Annotated in this window: 10 protein-coding genes; 3 read left to right on the top strand and 7 right to left on the bottom strand. The window is 73.7% G+C overall.

Features of this window, described 5'->3' with window-relative positions; genetic code table 11:
* Window positions 1-55: 55 nt before the first annotated feature.
* The 5 genes from M8C17_RS25155 to M8C17_RS25135 form a co-directional block, all read right to left on the bottom strand.
* Window positions 56-259, bottom strand: a complete 204-nt coding sequence (locus tag M8C17_RS25155) for a cold-shock protein (RefSeq protein WP_101369720.1) — start codon at window positions 257-259, stop codon at window positions 56-58.
* A gap of 226 nt (window positions 260-485) precedes the next feature.
* Window positions 486-3,854: an ATP-dependent helicase gene (locus M8C17_RS25150; RefSeq protein ID WP_252419026.1), complete on the bottom strand. Its 3,369-nt coding sequence runs from the start codon at window positions 3,852-3,854 to the stop codon at window positions 486-488.
* 93 nt (window positions 3,855-3,947) lie between these two features.
* Window positions 3,948-7,559 (bottom strand): ATP-dependent DNA helicase, encoded by a 3,612-nt coding sequence (locus tag M8C17_RS25145; RefSeq protein ID WP_252419025.1) that lies wholly within the window; start codon window positions 7,557-7,559, stop codon window positions 3,948-3,950.
* A gap of 158 nt (window positions 7,560-7,717) precedes the next feature.
* Window positions 7,718-8,263 (bottom strand): TIGR00730 family Rossman fold protein, encoded by a 546-nt coding sequence (locus M8C17_RS25140; protein WP_252419024.1) that lies wholly within the window; start codon window positions 8,261-8,263, stop codon window positions 7,718-7,720.
* Window positions 8,263-9,126 carry a TIGR00730 family Rossman fold protein gene (locus tag M8C17_RS25135; RefSeq protein ID WP_252419023.1) on the bottom strand — a complete coding sequence of 288 codons (864 nt, stop codon included), beginning with the start codon at window positions 9,124-9,126 and terminating at the stop codon, window positions 8,263-8,265. Before M8C17_RS25135 ends, M8C17_RS25140 begins: the two co-directional genes overlap by 1 nt.
* Window positions 9,127-9,280: 154 nt before the next feature.
* Between M8C17_RS25135 and M8C17_RS25130 the strand changes: the two genes are divergently transcribed.
* Window positions 9,281-9,448: a hypothetical protein gene (locus M8C17_RS25130; protein WP_252419022.1), complete on the top strand. Its 168-nt coding sequence runs from the start codon at window positions 9,281-9,283 to the stop codon at window positions 9,446-9,448.
* Window positions 9,449-9,477: 29 nt separating this feature from the next.
* Here M8C17_RS25130 and dapE read toward each other — a convergent pair whose 3' ends face one another.
* Window positions 9,478-10,551 (bottom strand): succinyl-diaminopimelate desuccinylase, encoded by a 1,074-nt coding sequence (dapE, locus tag M8C17_RS25125; protein WP_252419021.1) that lies wholly within the window; start codon window positions 10,549-10,551, stop codon window positions 9,478-9,480.
* 135 nt (window positions 10,552-10,686) lie between these two features.
* On the opposite strand from dapE, the gene dapD reads away from it, so the two are divergent.
* On the top strand, window positions 10,687-11,646 hold the full coding sequence (gene dapD / locus M8C17_RS25120) for a 2,3,4,5-tetrahydropyridine-2,6-dicarboxylate N-succinyltransferase (RefSeq protein WP_252419020.1): 960 nt from the start codon (window positions 10,687-10,689) through the stop codon (window positions 11,644-11,646).
* Between the two features lie 51 nt (window positions 11,647-11,697).
* Here dapD and M8C17_RS25115 read toward each other — a convergent pair whose 3' ends face one another.
* Window positions 11,698-15,030 (bottom strand): S8 family serine peptidase, encoded by a 3,333-nt coding sequence (locus M8C17_RS25115; protein ID WP_252419019.1) that lies wholly within the window; start codon window positions 15,028-15,030, stop codon window positions 11,698-11,700.
* A 176-nt stretch (window positions 15,031-15,206) separates the two neighbouring features.
* On the opposite strand from M8C17_RS25115, the gene M8C17_RS25110 reads away from it, so the two are divergent.
* On the top strand, window positions 15,207-15,764 hold the full coding sequence (locus tag M8C17_RS25110; RefSeq protein WP_252419018.1) for a sugar O-acetyltransferase: 558 nt from the start codon (window positions 15,207-15,209) through the stop codon (window positions 15,762-15,764).
* The last annotated feature ends 1 nt before the right edge of the window (window position 15,765 follow it).

The following is a 15,765-nucleotide window of genomic DNA, read 5'->3' as shown; positions in this document are numbered from 1 at the left end:
TCCCGTCACCACCGCGCCCGGAGGGCGCAGCGGGTAGTGCCGACCGATCCGAAGATCAGATCGGGCGGATGTTCTCCGCCTGCGGGCCCTTCTGGCCCTGGGTCACCTCGAACTCGACCCGCTGGTTCTCGTCCAGGCTCCGGTAGCCGGAGGACTGAATCGCCGAGAAGTGTGCGAAGACGTCAGCGCCGCCGCCGTCCGGGGTGATGAAGCCGAAGCCCTTGTCAGCGTTGAACCACTTCACGGTGCCAATAGCCATGTGTTTCGTCTCCTTGACGGAACGTCGGACTCGCACTTGTTGCGAGCCCGAAGAGGAGCGCTCCGCGCGGGAATGCGCGAATCGCCTGTCGCTTCTGGTCGCCCCGCCCGGAGAACTCCGGACACAACAAAGAGCGCCTGGGGCCACAATCCCGCCAGGCGCACACAGAGTCTCTGGTAACCAAAACTGCAACCCGTTCAACCTACCACGGATTTTCGCCCCGAGGTCAATGTTGGACGGAATCTTCGGGCAACCTGGCGATCAGGGCCGTGAGCCCGGTCACGTCCAGCAGGTCGGCCGGGCGCACCGTCACCCCGTGCCGGACGTAGTGGAACGCCGCACCCACCCGGTCGACCGGCACACCCGCCAGCTCCGCCCAGGCCAGCCGGTAGACGGCCAACTGCACCGCGGCCACCTCCGCCGCCGGACCGGAGGGCTGCGCACCGGTCTTCCAGTCGACCACGTCGAACCGGCCGCCAGGCCGGGCGAAGACGGCATCCATCCGTCCCCGGACCACCACCCCGGCGATCACCGTGGCGAACGGCACCTCCACCTCCACCGGCGCCCGGTCGGCCCACTCGCTGGCCAGGAAGCGCTCCTGAAGCTCCACGAGCGCCTCGTCCGGGGCGGCATCCGCGTCGGCCGCACCCGGCAACTCGTCCAGGTCGAGCAGCCGGTCAGCGCCGAAACGCTGCTCCAGCCAGGCGTGGAAGGCCGTACCGCGACGGGCGTACGGGTTGGGCTCGGTGGGCACCGGACGACGCAGCGTCCGGGCCAGCGCCGCCGGGTCGCGGCGCAACGCGACCAACTGGGTGACGCTCAGTTGGCCGGGCAGGGCCACCTCGACCGCGCCGGAGAGCCGCGTCAACTCGGCCCGCTCGGCCAGCAGCAGATCCGCCTCGCGCTGCCAACGCGCCACCTCCGGGTCCACCTCCGGCACACCGGCGACCACCACCTCCGCCGGCCCGTCGCTCATCAGACGGCGGACCAGCGCGGCCGCCTCCGCCAGCGCCGGCCGACGCCCGCCCAGCGGGTCGGCCGGCCACTCGGCGCGGAGCACCACCTCGGCGGTCGGATTCGTCGCGTCCGGGGTCGGTTCCGGCGCCCACGCGTCGACCAGGTGCCCCGGGCCGCCGTCCAGGCAGGCGTCGTACACCTCGCGCAGGAAGACCGACGGGCCGCGCGGCCGCTTGGTCCCCTCGCCCCACCAGTAGCCCGAGCAGAGCAGCAGGCGGCGCGGCCGGGTCACCGCCACGTAGGTCAGCCGGCGCTCCTCCCGCTCGTCGTGCGCCCGCCAGGCGTCCGTGAAGTCGGTCACCGCCCGGGCCACGGCCCGCTGGTCCGCCGCCTCGTCCAGCGCCAACTCGGGCAACCCGTCGGCGTCGCCGCGCAGCGGGAACGGCAGCACGCCCAGCCCGCCCAGCCAGTGGTCGGAGTTGCGTACCGGCCCCGGCCACAGCCCACGGCTCAGCCCCGCCACCGCCACCACGTCCCACTCCAGCCCTTTGGCGGCGTGCGCGGTGACCACCTGCACCGCGCCCTCCACCACCTCGACCTCGCCGGGAGCGAGGCCGCGCTCCTCGTCCTCCGCGGCGGCCAGATAGGACAGGAAGCCGGCGAGTGTCGCGCCAGGGGTCTCGCCGCTGAAGCGGGCCGCCACGTCGCCGAGCGCGTCCAGGTGCCCCCGGGCCAGACCGGCGTCGCCGGCGCCGTCCCGGCCGGCGCGCACCGCGACCTCCACATCCAGGCCGATGGTCCGCTCGATGTCCGCGATCAGGTCCGGCAGTGCCTGGTCCAGGCGGTAGCGCAGCAGCGCCAACTCCCGGCCGTACGCGCGCAGCCGCGCGAAACCCTCCGCCGAGTACGCCTGCGCCGGGCCGAGGTCGGCCAGCGCCTCCACCAGGGTCGCCTCGTCCAGCAGGTCGGGACTGATCTCGGACGCCTCGTCGGCGGCCACCTGCCGCCGGGCGTTGGCGATGGCCCGCGCCCGCCGGTGCAGGGCCACCAGGTCGCGCGGCCCGATCCGCCAGCGGGCACCGGTGAGCAGCCGCAGCAGGGCGGCGCCGTCGGTCGGGTCGGCCAGCACCCGCAGCGTGCAGACCACGTCGCGTACCTCGGGGGTGTCCAGCAGACCACCCAGCCCGACCACCTCGACCGGGAGGCCACGATCGCGCAGCGCCGACTCGATGGCCGGGATCTGGCTGCGGACCCGCACCAGAACCGCGGTCGTCGGGCGCTGCGCCACCGGGATGTGCTCGGGCGCCGCGCCGGGCATCCGGGCCGCGCCACGCCACGCCGCGAGCACGCTGTCGGCGATCCAGTCCGCTTCGTCGGCGTACGTGGGCAGCAGCGCGCAGTGCACGGTGCCACCCGCGGCCCCACCCGGGCTGCGGTGCGGAATCGGGTCCCGGACCGTCAGCGCGGAGCGCAGCTCCGGCACCCGGGCGCCGGCCGCGCGCAGCGGGGTGGACAGCGCGTTCGCCACCCGGAGGATCTCCGGCCGGTTGCGCCAGCTGGTGGTGAGCCCGAGCGCCACGGCCGGCTCGCCGTCGGCCCGGGCGAACTCGGTCGGGAACCGGTCCAGGGTGCCCGCGCTGGCCCCCCTCCAGCCGTAGATCGACTGGCACGGGTCCCCCACCGCCGTCACCGGGTGCCCGCCGCCGAACAGCGCGTTGAGCAGCACCACCTGGGCGTGGCTAGTGTCCTGGTACTCGTCGAGCAGCACCACCCGGAAGCGGTCCCGCTCGATCTCGCCGACCGCCGGGTGGTCCCGGGCGACCCGGGCCGCCCGGGCGAGCTGGTCGGCGAAGTCCATCGCCTCGAAGTCCTCCTTGCGCCGGGCGTACGCCCGCACCAGCGGCAGCAGGCGCAGCCGGGTCTGTTGCAGGGCGAGCGCCTTGCGCACGTCGGCGTAGACCCGTCCCGGCCGGGACTGCACCTCGGCGAAGAACCGTCCGGTCCAGGCCGCCAGCTCGTCCGGGGCGACCAGATGCTCGTCCAGCTCCCCGGCGAGCGCCAGCACCGCGTCGGTGATGGTGCTCGGCATCCGGTCCACCTCGGACATGTCGCCGTCGTAGTTACGCACCAGCAGGTCGACCAGCTGCCAGCGGGACGCCTCGGTGAGCAGCCGGGTGGACGGCTCGTAGCCCGCCCGCAGCCCGTGCTCGGTGACGATCCGCCCGGCGTACGAGTGGTACGTGGAGACGGTGGGCTCGCCGGCCAGCGGATCGTCCAGCGGGTCCCGGCCCTGCCGGCCGAGGCGGCGGATCAGCTGGTCGAGCCGGGTCCGTACCCGGTGGGCCAGCTCGCCGGCCGCCTTACGGGTGAACGTCAGCCCGAGGATCTGCTCCGGGCGCACGTACGAGTTGGCCACCAGCCACACCACCCGCGCGGCCATCGTCTCGGTCTTGCCGGACCCGGCCCCGGCGACCACCAGCAGCGGCTCCACCGGCGCGGCGATGATGGCGGCCTGCTCCCGGGTGGGCGCCGGCAACCGCAGCAGCTTGGCCAGTTCCACCGGGGTGTAGCGGGGGCCGGCGTCGGCGAGTCGGGGCGCCGGCGCGGGACCGGTGCCGAAGAGCGTGGGTTGGGTCACGGCGCCGCCTCGGCTCGCGGCTGCGGGGCGCGCAGGACCGGCATACACCTCGCGCTCACGGCGACGTCGTTCGTGACTGCGCGAATCGCACGCTCACTCCTCGCCCTCACGGGAGCTCCGGGTGGTCGGCGGTTCGACGACCTGGCGCCCCTGCCCGGAGACCGGGCAGCTGGTGCGCACCGGGCAGACCCGGCACTTCGAGTTGGCCACCGCGGCGAACGTGGCGGCTGCCATCGTATCGGCGGTCCGCCGGACCAGCGCGGTCGCCCAGCCTGCCGCCGGTCCCTCGCCGACCGCCGGCTGGTTCTGCTCCCGGGCGTCCTTGGCCGACGTGCCGAGCTGCACCAGCGCGGCGCCGCCGGACTCGTCGCCGAACTCGGCGAACGCCCCCGCCTCCACCGCCGCCTGGTACGCGCCCAGCTGGGGGTGCTCGGCCAGGTCGGTGCCGGTGACCGCGGTGGACTTGCCGGTCTTGAGGTCGATCACCACCAGCCGCCCGTCGTCGTCGACCTCCAGCCGGTCGACCCGACCGGTCAGGTCGACGGGCCGGTGCGGGTCGTCCAGGCGGACCGCGAACTCGTGCTCGATGGCGAGCAGCCGGCGCGGGTTGGTCGCCAGCCAGCGCAGCAGCTTGTCGACCATCGCCTCGGCGCGCTCCCGCTCCGGGCCGGCCATCCACCGGGCCGCCAACTCGATCGCGTCGAACCGCGCGGCCACGTAGTCGAGCAGTGCGCCCCGGTCGGCGCTGGCGTCCTCGGCGAGCATCGCGGCGGCGTGCACCAGATTGCCCACCCCCTGGGCGGTGCTGGTCGGGCCGCTGCCGCCGTGCCGTTCCAGCAGCCAGCGCAGGCTGCACCGCAGCGCGCTCTCCATGGCCGACGGGGTGACCCGCACCGGTTCACCCTCATCGACCAGTGGACGGTCGTCGGAGAGCGCCCGCAGCCCCCACCAGTCGTCGGGGTGCGCGCCGGGCACGCCGGCGGCGGCGAGGCGAGCCAGCTCGGTGGCCGCGGCGCGCCGCCGGGCCGCCGGCGCATTCGGGTCGGTGATCGCGGTACGCAGCTCGGCCACCAGCGCCGGCAGGGTGAGCGCCCGGGGTGGCCGGGTGACCGGCAGCGCACCGGGCCGGGCCGGCTCGCCGTCCTCCCCCGCCGCCGCATCGGCGGTCTTCACCTCGGCCGACCCGCCGTTGGTGGGCGCGGCGCCGGGGGTGCCGTCGCCGGTGGGTGGCGCGGCCGGGCTGCCGTCGTCGGTGGGACCGCTGGTCGGCGGGCCGGTGCGGGGCCCGGGTGGTGTGGGCGGGTCGACCGGCCCGGTGCCGCCCGGTGGGCTCGGCGGCGCGGTGGGACCCAGCTCGTGGAGGAAGCGGCTCGGCTGTTCCTCGTGGTCGTCGCCGCCGACCGCCGCCGACGCCACGGCGGTGACCAGCAGCCGGTGCCGGGCCCGGCTGACGGCCACGTGGAAGAGGCGGCGTTCCTCGTCGAGCAGCGCGGAGGTCTGACCCACCACGTTCGCGACGGTCGCGCCGCCGACGGAACGGCCGGCCAGCACGTCGACCAGGCGCTCCGAGCCGAGCAGGCTGCCGCGCAGGCGCAGGTCCGGCCAGATGCCCTCCTGCACCCCGGCGACCGCGACCAGGTCCCACTCCAGACCCTTCGCGGCGTGTGCGGTGAGCAGCCGGACGGCCGCGCCCCGGTCGGCGGTCGGGGCGATGGTGTCCGCCGGCAGGTCCTGGCCCAGCACGTGGTCGAGGAAGACCTCGGTGCGGGCGCCGGGAAGCCGGTCGGTGAACCGGGCCGCCGCGTCGAAGAGAACCAGCACCGCGTCCAGGTCACGGTCGGCCGCCTCGGCCCGTCGCCGTCGGGCCAGATCACCCTCACCGGCCGCCGGCGGCGCCTGCCCGATGGCGCCGGCCCACCGTTCGGCCAGCCCGCTGGCCTGCCAGACGGCCCAGAGCACGTCCTCGGCGGTCGCCCCGGGACGGGCGGCGGTGTCCCGGGCGGTGGCCAGCAGCCCGGCCACCGCCTGCGCCGGCTCCGCCCAGCGCCGGTCGATGTCGGCCAGCTCGGCCGGGTCACGCAACGCCTCGACGATCAGCTCCCCGGACGGGCGCCGGTCACCGCCGGCCAGCGCCAACGCGCGGAGGCCCTGCCGCAGCCGCCGCTCGGCCAGCGGATCGGCCCCGCCGAGCGGCGAGTGCAGCAGCGCGACCGCCGCCTCCTCGTCCAGGCGGTCCGGTTCCAGGGCGCAGCGCAGCAGAAGCAGCAGGGGTGCCACCGCCGGCTGCAGATGCAGCGGCAGGTCCTCACCGTGCACCACGGTGGGCACGCCGGCCGCGTGCAGTGCCCGTTGCAGGCTGGGCAGCTGCAACGCGGTCGACCGCACGAGCACCGCCATGCGCGACCAGGGCACGCCGTCGAGCAGGTGGGCGGAGCGCAGCGCGTGGGCCAGCCAGGCGGCCTCGCTGGTCGCCGAGCGGAACGTGTGCACCTCGACCACGCCGGTCGGGGCGTCCGGCAGGGGATGCAGCCGGCGGTGCGCCGCCGGCCCCCGCAGCCGGCGGCCCAGCCGGGCGATCGCGGCGAGCAGGCCCGGGCCGGCGCGGTAGGAGGTGGTCAGCAGCACCTGCGCGGCCGGCGCCCCGGAGGCCGTCCGGAACCGGTGCGGAAAGGTGGTCACGCCGGCCGGATCGGCGCCCCGGAAGGCGTACGTCGAGGAATCCGGGTCGGCGAAGGCGACCAGCGACTTGCCCCCACCGGCGATCACCGAGAGCAGTTCGAGCTGGGCGGGGTCGGTGTCGGCCAGCTCGTCGACGTACACGTGGGCGAGCCGGCGACGCTCGGCGGCCAGCAGCTCCTCGTCGTCGCGCAGCAGCCCGGTGGCGGCCCGGACCAGCTCGGCCGGGTCGTACGCGATCGAGCCGCGGTTGCTGACGTCGCGCAGCGCGAGCACCGCGACGTACTCCCGGAGGAACCGGGCGGCCGCCGGCCAGTCGGCGCGGCCGAGCTTTTCGCCCAGCCGGGCCAGGTCGACCGGGCCCACGCCGCGTTCGGCGGCGCGCATGAGCAGGTCGCGCAGCTGGCCGGCGAAGGCCCTGGTCCGCAGGGCAGGGCGCAGATCGGTCGGCCAGCCGACCGGGTCGTCCTCGGGCTCCTCACCCACCACGTCCAGCAGCTCACGGATGATCAGATCCTGCTCGGGGCCGGTGAGCAGGCGGGGCGACGGTTCGCCACGCTCGGCGGCGGCCCGGCGGAGCAGCCCGAAGGCGTACGCCGGGAAGGTGCGGACCAGCGGCTCGCGCAGCACACGGTGGCCGTCCTGCGCCACCCGCGCCTCGATCCGCTGGCGCAGGGCGGTGGCTCCTCGGCGGCCGAAGGTGAGCACCAGGATCCGTTCGGGGTCGACCCCCTCGGCAACCCGGGCGGCGACGGCCTCGACCAGCGTGCTGGTCTTGCCGGTGCCCGGACCGCCGAACACCAGCATCGGCCCGTCGGTGTGCCCGACCACCTGCGCCTGCGCCGGATCGACCCGCCGGCCGGCCCCGCCGACCCGGGCCTCGGTTGCGCGCTCGTCGTCACGGCTGCCGACCGCCGCACCGCCGTCGGGCACGTCGACGCCACCGGCGGCCACGGTGCCGCCGGTCTGCGCGTCCCCGTCCCCCCGCGCCGGCCCCCCGGACCGCCGCACCAACCGGTACGCCTGCATCAGCTCATCCCATCACGCCCATACGACACCGAACCCGTCCCACCACTCCACCCCATCCACCTCCATCGATCATGAGGTTGGCGGTGCGACACGCCGACGGCGGCGCTGCCACGTTCATGGTCGACCGGTGGGTCGGCCGGAGGCCGGAGGGTGCGGGGTCAGGTTAGGCGGGACTCCAGTGCCCGCAGGGCGGCGGGGATGGAGTCGGCCACGGTGAGGAGGTCGAGGCCGGCCGGTTTGAGGAAGTGCTGGTCGGCGAGCGTGCCGAGCCAGTCCAGCAGCGGCCGGTAGAAGCCGTCGGTGTCGACCAGCACCATCGGTTTGGTGTGCAGGGTGAGAGTGGCGGTCGTCCAGACCTCGAACAGCTCGTCCAGGGTGCCGAGCCCGCCGGGCAGGGCGAGGAACGCGTCCGACTTGTCGATCATGAGGGTCTTGCGGCTGGCCATCGAGTCGGTCACCAGCAGCTCGTCCGAGCGCAGGTCGGCGACCTCCAGGTCGACCAGCGCCTGCGGGATCACGCCCAGCGTGCGCCCGCCGGCGGACCGGGCGCCGTCCGCGACCGCGCCCATCATGCCGACACAGCCGCCGCCGCTGACCAGCGTGTGCCCGCGCCGGGCCAGCTCGGCACCGGTCTCGGTGGCCAGGTCCAGCCAGCGCTGGTCGAGGGTGCGGGAGGAGGCGCAGAAGACGCAGATGGCCGCCATCAGCCCTCCCGCGTCTGCTCGGCCGCCTGCTCGGCGGCGGTCTGCTGGTCGGCGGCGGTACGGGCGAGGGCCTCGTCGCGGACCGCCTCCTGCTCGGCGGAGAGCGCCGCCTCGGACTCGACGATGTGCCGGACCGCCGCGTTGACGTCGTCGGTGAGGCAGATCAGCTCCAGGTCGACCGGGCCGATCTTGCCGTCGGCAGCCATCGTGTCGCGTAGCCAGTCGAGCAGCCCCTGCCAGTAGGCGACCCCCATCAGCACCACCGGGAACCGGGTGACCTTGCCGGTCTGCACCAGGGTGAGCGCCTCGAAGAGCTCGTCCATGGTGCCGAACCCACCGGGCAGCACGACGAACGCCTGCGCGTATTTCACGAACATGGTCTTGCGGGCGAAGAAGTAGCGGAAGTCGATGGCCAGGTCGACCCATTCGTTGATGCCCTGCTCGAACGGCAGCTCGATGCCGAGCCCGACGGAGAGCCCGCCGGCCTCGCTGGCGCCCCGGTTGGCGGCCTCCATCACCCCCGGCCCACCTCCGGTGATCACCGCGTAGCCGGCCCGGGCCAGCGCGCCGCCCAACTCCTCGGCCAACCGGCACTCGGCGGTGTCCGGGCCGCTGCGCGCGGAGCCGAAGACGCTCACCGCGGGAGGCAGGTCGGCGAGGGTGTCGAACCCCTCGACGAACTCGGAGAGGATGCGCAGCGCCCGCCAGGCGTCCCTGGTCTTCCAGTCGCCCCGCCCGCTGGAGTCGAGCAGCCGCTGATCGGCTGTGCTGCTCGGGATGGCTCCCCGGCGGAGCGTGACGGCGCCCCGGTGCCGCTCCTGTCCCGGACCGCGGCCGGCCTCCCGCCGGTTGCTCTGGCTCATGGAGCAACCGTAGTGGAGCGGCACCTGTCGGGTGGCCGGGGCGGGGACGCCGAGAAATAGTTTGAGATCTTGGGCAACTAATCGGCTTCCCCGTACGTCTTACTATTCACATACCGGGTATGCCCGGGCGCGCGCCTTCGGGGGAGGAGACAGCGTGATCAGCAACAGCGAGATGATCCGGATCCGTCGCCAGATGCAGCGACGGATCCGAGACGTGGTGGCGGAGCGCCGCCGCACCCGCCAACTGGACCCGCCCCTCGCCGCCCCCGCACCCTCCGGAGCTGATCAAGAGGTTTGCGTCGCCGACAACGGGCCCGGCTGACGCAAACCTCTTGATCACCGGGAGCGGGATCAGGCCGGGGCCAGCCAGCGGTGCAGGGTTGCGGCGCCGTCACGGATCTTGGTGATCTCGACGTGCTCGTCCTTGTGGTGGGCCAGGTTCGGGTCTCCCGGGCCGAAGTTCAGCGCCGGGATGCCCATGGCCGCGAACCGGGCCACGTCCGTCCATCCCAGCTTGCCGATCGGCGCCGCGCCGACCGCCGCCAGGAACTCCTTCGCCGGGGCCGCCTCCAGCCCCGGGGCCGCGCCGGCCGCCGCGTCGGTCACGGCCAGCTCGAATCCCGCGAAGACCTCCCGCAGGTGCGCCTCCGCCGCCGCCGGGTCGCGATCCGGGGCGTACCGGTAGTTGACCTCGATCTCGCAGTGGTCCGGGATCACGTTCCCCGCGACGCCGCCGGTGATCCGGACCGCGTTCAGACCCTCGCGGTAGTCGCACCCCTCGATGGTGACCCGGCGCCCCTCGTACGCCTGGAGCCGCCGCAGCACCTCACCGGCGGCGTGGATCGCGTTCACCCCGTGCCAGGAGCGCGCCGCGTGAGCCCGCTCCCCCGTGGTCGTCACGATGGCCCGCATCGTGCCCTGACAGCCCGCCTCGACGATGCCGTACGTGGGCTCCAGCAGCACCGCGAAGTCCGCCTCCAGCCACTCCGGGTACGCCTGGCCGACCAGGTTCAGCCCGTTGTACTTCGACTCGATCTCCTCGGCCTCGTAGAAGAAGTACGTCACGTCGTAGCGCGGATCGGGCAGCGTCACCGCGAGGTGCAGGGCGTACGCGACACCGGACTTCATGTCGGAGGTGCCGCAGCCGTACATCAGGTCGCCGCGCATGGTCGACGGGAAGTTGTTGTTCAGCGGCACCGTGTCCAGGTGCCCGGCCAGCACGACGCGCTGCGACCGACCCAGGTCGGTGCGCGCCATCACCGTGTTGCCGTGCCGGTGGGTGGTCAGGTGCGGTACGCCCCGCAGCACCTCTTCGACGCAGTCGGCGATCGCCTTCTCGTTGAGGGACACGGACTCTATGTCAACCAGTGCGCGGGTCAGCGCCACCGGATCGGCGAGGACCTCGGGGGTCAGCGGGTTCTCCATGGTTCGCACGGTACCTTCAGGTCTGGCAGCGCGAAGAGTGAGCGTGCGTGCCTCGGAGGCGAGCGCGGGCGGTGAGTTCGCGAGCCCCTAAGTCGTGAGCAGAGGCCGGCCCGGCCGCGACCGAAAGGTGACACAGTGACGTCCGCAGATTCCGCCTGGGGCATCGGCCTTGCCACCGTCACCGCAGACGAACAGGTGCTCGACACCTGGTACCCGACCGGCAAGCTGGGCCTGGGTGAGCTGCCGCTGGTCGCCGGTGAGGACAAGGCGGACGTGCTGGACCTGCCGCCGGCCGCGCTCGGCGACCGGCCGCTGCCCGGCTTGCGTACCGTGCAGGTGGTCACCGTGATCGGCTCACTGGACGACCCGATCAAGGACGCCCCGGACGCGTACCTCCGGTTGCACCTGCTCTCGCACCGTCTGGTCCGGCCCAACCAGCTCAACCTGGACGGCATCTTCGGCAAGCTGGCCAACGTGGCCTGGACCTCCGCCGGGCCGTGCCCCCCGGAGCGGGTGGACGAGCTGCGGGTGATCGAGCGGGCCGCCGGTCGCCATCTGGCGGTGTACGGGGTGGACAAGTTCCCCCGCATGACCGACTACGTGGTCCCCTCCGGTGTGCGGATCGCCGACGCCGACCGGGTCCGCCTCGGCGCCCACCTGGCCGCCGGCACCACCGTGATGCACGAGGGCTTCGTCAACTTCAACGCCGGCACCGTGGGCACCTCGATGGTGGAGGGGCGGATCGTGCAGGGCGTGCTGGTCGGCGACGGCTCCGACGTCGGCGGTGGCGCCTCGATCATGGGCACGCTCTCCGGTGGCGGCACCGAGAAGGTGAGCATCGGCGAGCGGAGCCTGATCGGCGCGAACGCCGGTGTCGGCATCTCCCTCGGCGACGACTGCGTGGTCGAGGCGGGCTGCTACATCACCGCCGCCTCCAAGATCTCTCTGCCGGACGGCCGGGTGGTCAAGGCCCGGGAGCTGTCCGGCGTCGACGGCCTGCTGTTCTGGCGCAACTCCGTGACCGGCGCGCTGGAGGCCCGGCCGCGCACCGGGCGGGGCATCGAGCTGAACGCCGCGCTGCACGCCAACGACTGACGGCCCAGCCGGGTCCGCGGCACCGCGCCGCGGACCCGGACGGGGTACGCCTCAGCGCAGCCGGTACGCCTGGATGATCTGTTGGGTCACCGTGTTGCCGGCGGTGTCCCGGGCGGTGGCCCGCAGCGACACGTAGCCGGTGCCAGCCGGATGCTGCAACAGGGCCGACCAGCCGTCGGTGGAGGTGCGGACCAGCTTCGCCTTGCCCCAGCTCTTCCCGCCGTCGTAGGAGACGTCGACAGCGAGCTTCTCCACCCGGGCGGCCGGCGCGCCGGGTTGCCGCTGCACTCGCACCGGGACGACGAAGCCCTGACCGGCCGGAGCGCTGTTGTCGACCCGCAACGGCGGAGCGAAGCGGATCGCCGACAGAGGCAGTCGGGCCGGCGTCTCACCGGCGACGTGCCCCGACCGGAAGGTCCAGCTGGATTCCACCTCGGTGCTCAGGTCGGTGAAGCTTCGCTTCGACGACGTGACGAGGCGGTAGTCCGCCCTACCCGGCGGCACGGTGAACTCCCCGTAGCCGGCGTACTCGCTCTCGCCGACCAGCTTGCCGTCGCGCCAGAGCTTGGTGTGCTCGCTGTCGCTCAGTGAGCCGCCCGGGTGCCCGGCCGCGTCGCTGAATATCGGCACGTCGACCACGATGGTGTCGCCGACCCGGCTGACGCTCTGGTGCGGCCAGCGCGGGTCCGGGAAGGACGGCGAGTACGGCGCCTGGTTCCAGATCTCCTGCACCGTCCGCCCGGCCCGGTACGCGGTGGGGGTGGAGAAGAGCGCTGCCTGCGGGATCAACCACCCGTCCTCGTCCACCGTTCCGAAGTAGATCTCGGATTCCCACTTCACGCCCTTGGTGTTGTAGTACTCGACCCGCTGACCGGGCACGACGGTGGGCAGGACCAGAGCAGAGCCGCCGACGTTGTACCCCAGCGCGGGGTACACGATCCGCTCGGCCTCCATGCCCGGGTAGCCGCCGCGGAACCGGTGCACGACGGTGGCCAGGTCCCGTCGGGTGTAGTCACGGACGAACCCGGTGGGCATCCGGCCAGGGATCGCTTCGGCCAGCGCGTACAGGTACGGGCTGTTGGCCGGGTCCGACCTGGTCCACTGGCTGCTGACGGTGGCGACGAACCGGTCGGCGGAGATCGGCTTGCCGAGCTGACCGCTGGTCAGGCCGGTGAACGTGTCCGCCCAGAGCCCGACCCCGTACCCACTGCCGTCGTCGGCGTTGAAGTTGCCGCTGAGATCGATCAGTTGTGGGACGGCGGTCCGGTCCGGAACGGTCGTCCGCACCGGCTTGGCCCGGCGGGCGTCCACGACGATCCGCGTGTCCCGCTCGATGGTGACTTCGGGCTGCATCAACAGGGACATCCCGCGCTGCTCATCATCCGGACCGGGCTCGAAGACGAGGCCGCTCAGGCCGTAGCGCCCCTTGGGCACCCGCACGGTGGCCACCCCGTCGGAACTGACGAGGTCCCAGGAGCCAAAGGTGTCCATCCCGAGCAGGAGGGTCCAGTGGTCCGCGGTGCGCGCGCCGGCGCGGTTCAGGTGCTCCACGGTGAGCGTGTAGCTCTCCACCTCCCGGTTCACGGCCAGCGGGGTGACCGCGACCGCCGCACCCGACCGGGCCACGATCCGCCCGGTCCAGTAACCGTCGGCGTCGCCGAGCCGGGTGTCCGTGGTGACGGTCGTGGCGGCCGTGCCGCCCGCCGGCAGGGTGAGTTGGTTGGCGCCCAACTGGAACAGGCCGGCCGGCAGCGCGCGACCGCCGGGGCCGGCGCCCTCGATGCTCAGGTCCACGGTGACCGGGGCCGGACCGTCGTTGCGCCAGGTCACCGTGCGGGTGATCGGGGTGTCGTCGCCGTGCGGCCAGAGGGTGCGACCGAACGAGACGCTCACCGGATCGGTGCTGACCGTCTGCGTGATCGCGCGGGCGGCGTCGACCCGCCCGGCGCCCTGCTGGTAGGCGGTCTGCGTCGCGTGCGGCTTCGCGGCGGCCATCAGGGTGGCCTTGAGCCGGTCGGCCCGCCAGCCCGGATGCTGCTGGGCCAGCAGCGCCGCCGACCCGGCCACGTGGGGAGTGGCCATGGAGGTGCCGGAGAGCGTGACGTAGCGCTCCCCCACCGGCTCGCCGATCACACCATTGGCGGCGCGTGCGGCGACGATGTCGACGCCGGGCGCGGTGATGTCCGGCTTCAGCGCGTCGTCGCCGACCCGGGGGCCCCGGCTGGAGAAGTCGGCGAGTTCGTCATCGCGGTCCACCGCGCCAACGGCGAGCGCGGCGTCAGCGCTGGCCGGCGAGCCGACCGATCCGTCCGCGCCGTCGTTGCCGGCGGCGGTCACGAAGAGCGTGCCGGTCTGCGCCGTCAAGGTCTGCACCGCCTCCTCCAACGGATCGACCTCGGGGGTGTCCCAGCCACTGAGGCTCATGTTGACCACCGCGGCCTTCTTTTCCACCGCGGCCCACTGCATGCCGGCGAGGATCGCCGAGTCGCTGCAGCCGGTGTCCTCGCAGACCTTGCCGTCGAGCAGGGTCGCGTCCGGCGCGACGCCCCGGTACCGGCCGTCAGAGGCCGCGCCGCTGCCGGCGATGGTCGAGGCCACGTGGGTGCCGTGACCGATCACGTCCCGGCCGTCGGGGACCTCGGTGAAGTTGCGCGCCTCGGCCACCTTGCCGGCCAGGTCGGGATGGCTCGCGTCGACGCCCGTGTCCAGCACCGCGACGGACACGCCCTTGCCGGTGAACCCGGCCGACCAGGCGGTGGGCGCGCCGATCTGCGGCACGCTGTGGTCGAGAGTCACCCGGCGGCGACCGTCCAGCCAGATCCGCTCGACGCCCCCCGCCGCGCCGAGCCGGGCGGCGCCGGGGCCGGTGGTGACCGTCGCCCAGACCGCGCCCAGGGAGGACTTGCCCGTGCTCAGGGCCGCGCCGCGGATCGCCGGCAGCTCGCGGGTGACCCGCGCGCCGGGCAGCGTGCCCGGGGCACTCCGGGCGGTGCCCGCCGAGCCGTACGAGACCAGCAGCGGCAGGGTGTCACGGTGGGCGTCGTCGTAGCGCGCCTCGACCAGCGCGGTGACGTCGAAGAGCCGCCGGTCCACCCGGCCGGAGCGGAGCAGCGGCAACGCGTCCTGCGGCGTCACCGAGAGGTGGCCCCGCTCGCGTCGGACGAGGAACCGTACGTCCTCCCGGCCGGCGCCCGGTTGGACGGCGGCACCGGACGCGGTGACCGTCACCCGGTCGCCGGTGATCAGGGTGACCGTGGCCGATCGGTCGGCGATGGGTCCGCCGGGGGCGGCCGGGCGGGTCGGCAGGTCCGCCCGGCCCGGCGTAGCGGGCGCGGCGGCGGAGGCAGCGGCGGGGACCGGCGCCGAGAGCGCCAGTACGGACACGAGGCCGAGTGTGGCGATTCTTCTTGCGTGGTGCAACGGATCCTCCTCGGTGGAGCGTCGTTACCACAGGAACCACATTGACAACCGTCAGGATTGCATACCGAGTATGCGGATGGAAGCCCGCAAATATGACGAACTAAACAACCTTGTTGGCCCCGGGCCGGCATGATCGAGCGGTGACCTTCATGAAGGACCGCATGCTCGCCGGCGAGCCCTACCTGGCCGACGATCCCGAGATCATCGCTGATCTGGGCCGGGCCGCCCGGCTCATGGAACGCTTCAACACCAGCCCCCCGGCGGACGAGGCGGCTCGACTCGCGGCGCTGCGCGACCTGCTCGGCGAGGTGGGCGAGGGCACCTGGGTCCGGCCACCGTTCTACTGCGACTACGGCTGGCAGATCCGTGTCGGGCCACGCAGCTTCGTCAACTACAACGCGGTCTTCCTGGACGTCGCCACGATCACCCTCGGCGCGGACGTCCAGGTCGGACCGAACGTGCAGCTGCTCACCCCGACCCACCCGGTGGAGCCCGGCCCGCGCCGCGACAAGTGGGAGGCGGCCAAGCCGATCACCATCGGCGACAACGTCTGGCTCGGCGGCGGCGCGATCGTGCTGGCCGGGGTGACGATCGGCGCGAACACGGTCGTCGGCGCCGGCGCAGTGGTCACCCGGGACCTGCCGGCCAACGTGGTCGCGGTCGGCAACCCGGCCCGGGCGGTGCGTCAGCTCGACTGAT

This window comes from Micromonospora sp. RHAY321 (assembly GCF_023896955.1).
Taxonomy (GTDB): Bacteria; Actinomycetota; Actinomycetes; order Mycobacteriales; family Micromonosporaceae; genus Micromonospora.
Note: the sequence above shows the minus strand (reverse complement) of the source record. Positions and strands in the feature narration are given on the sequence as shown.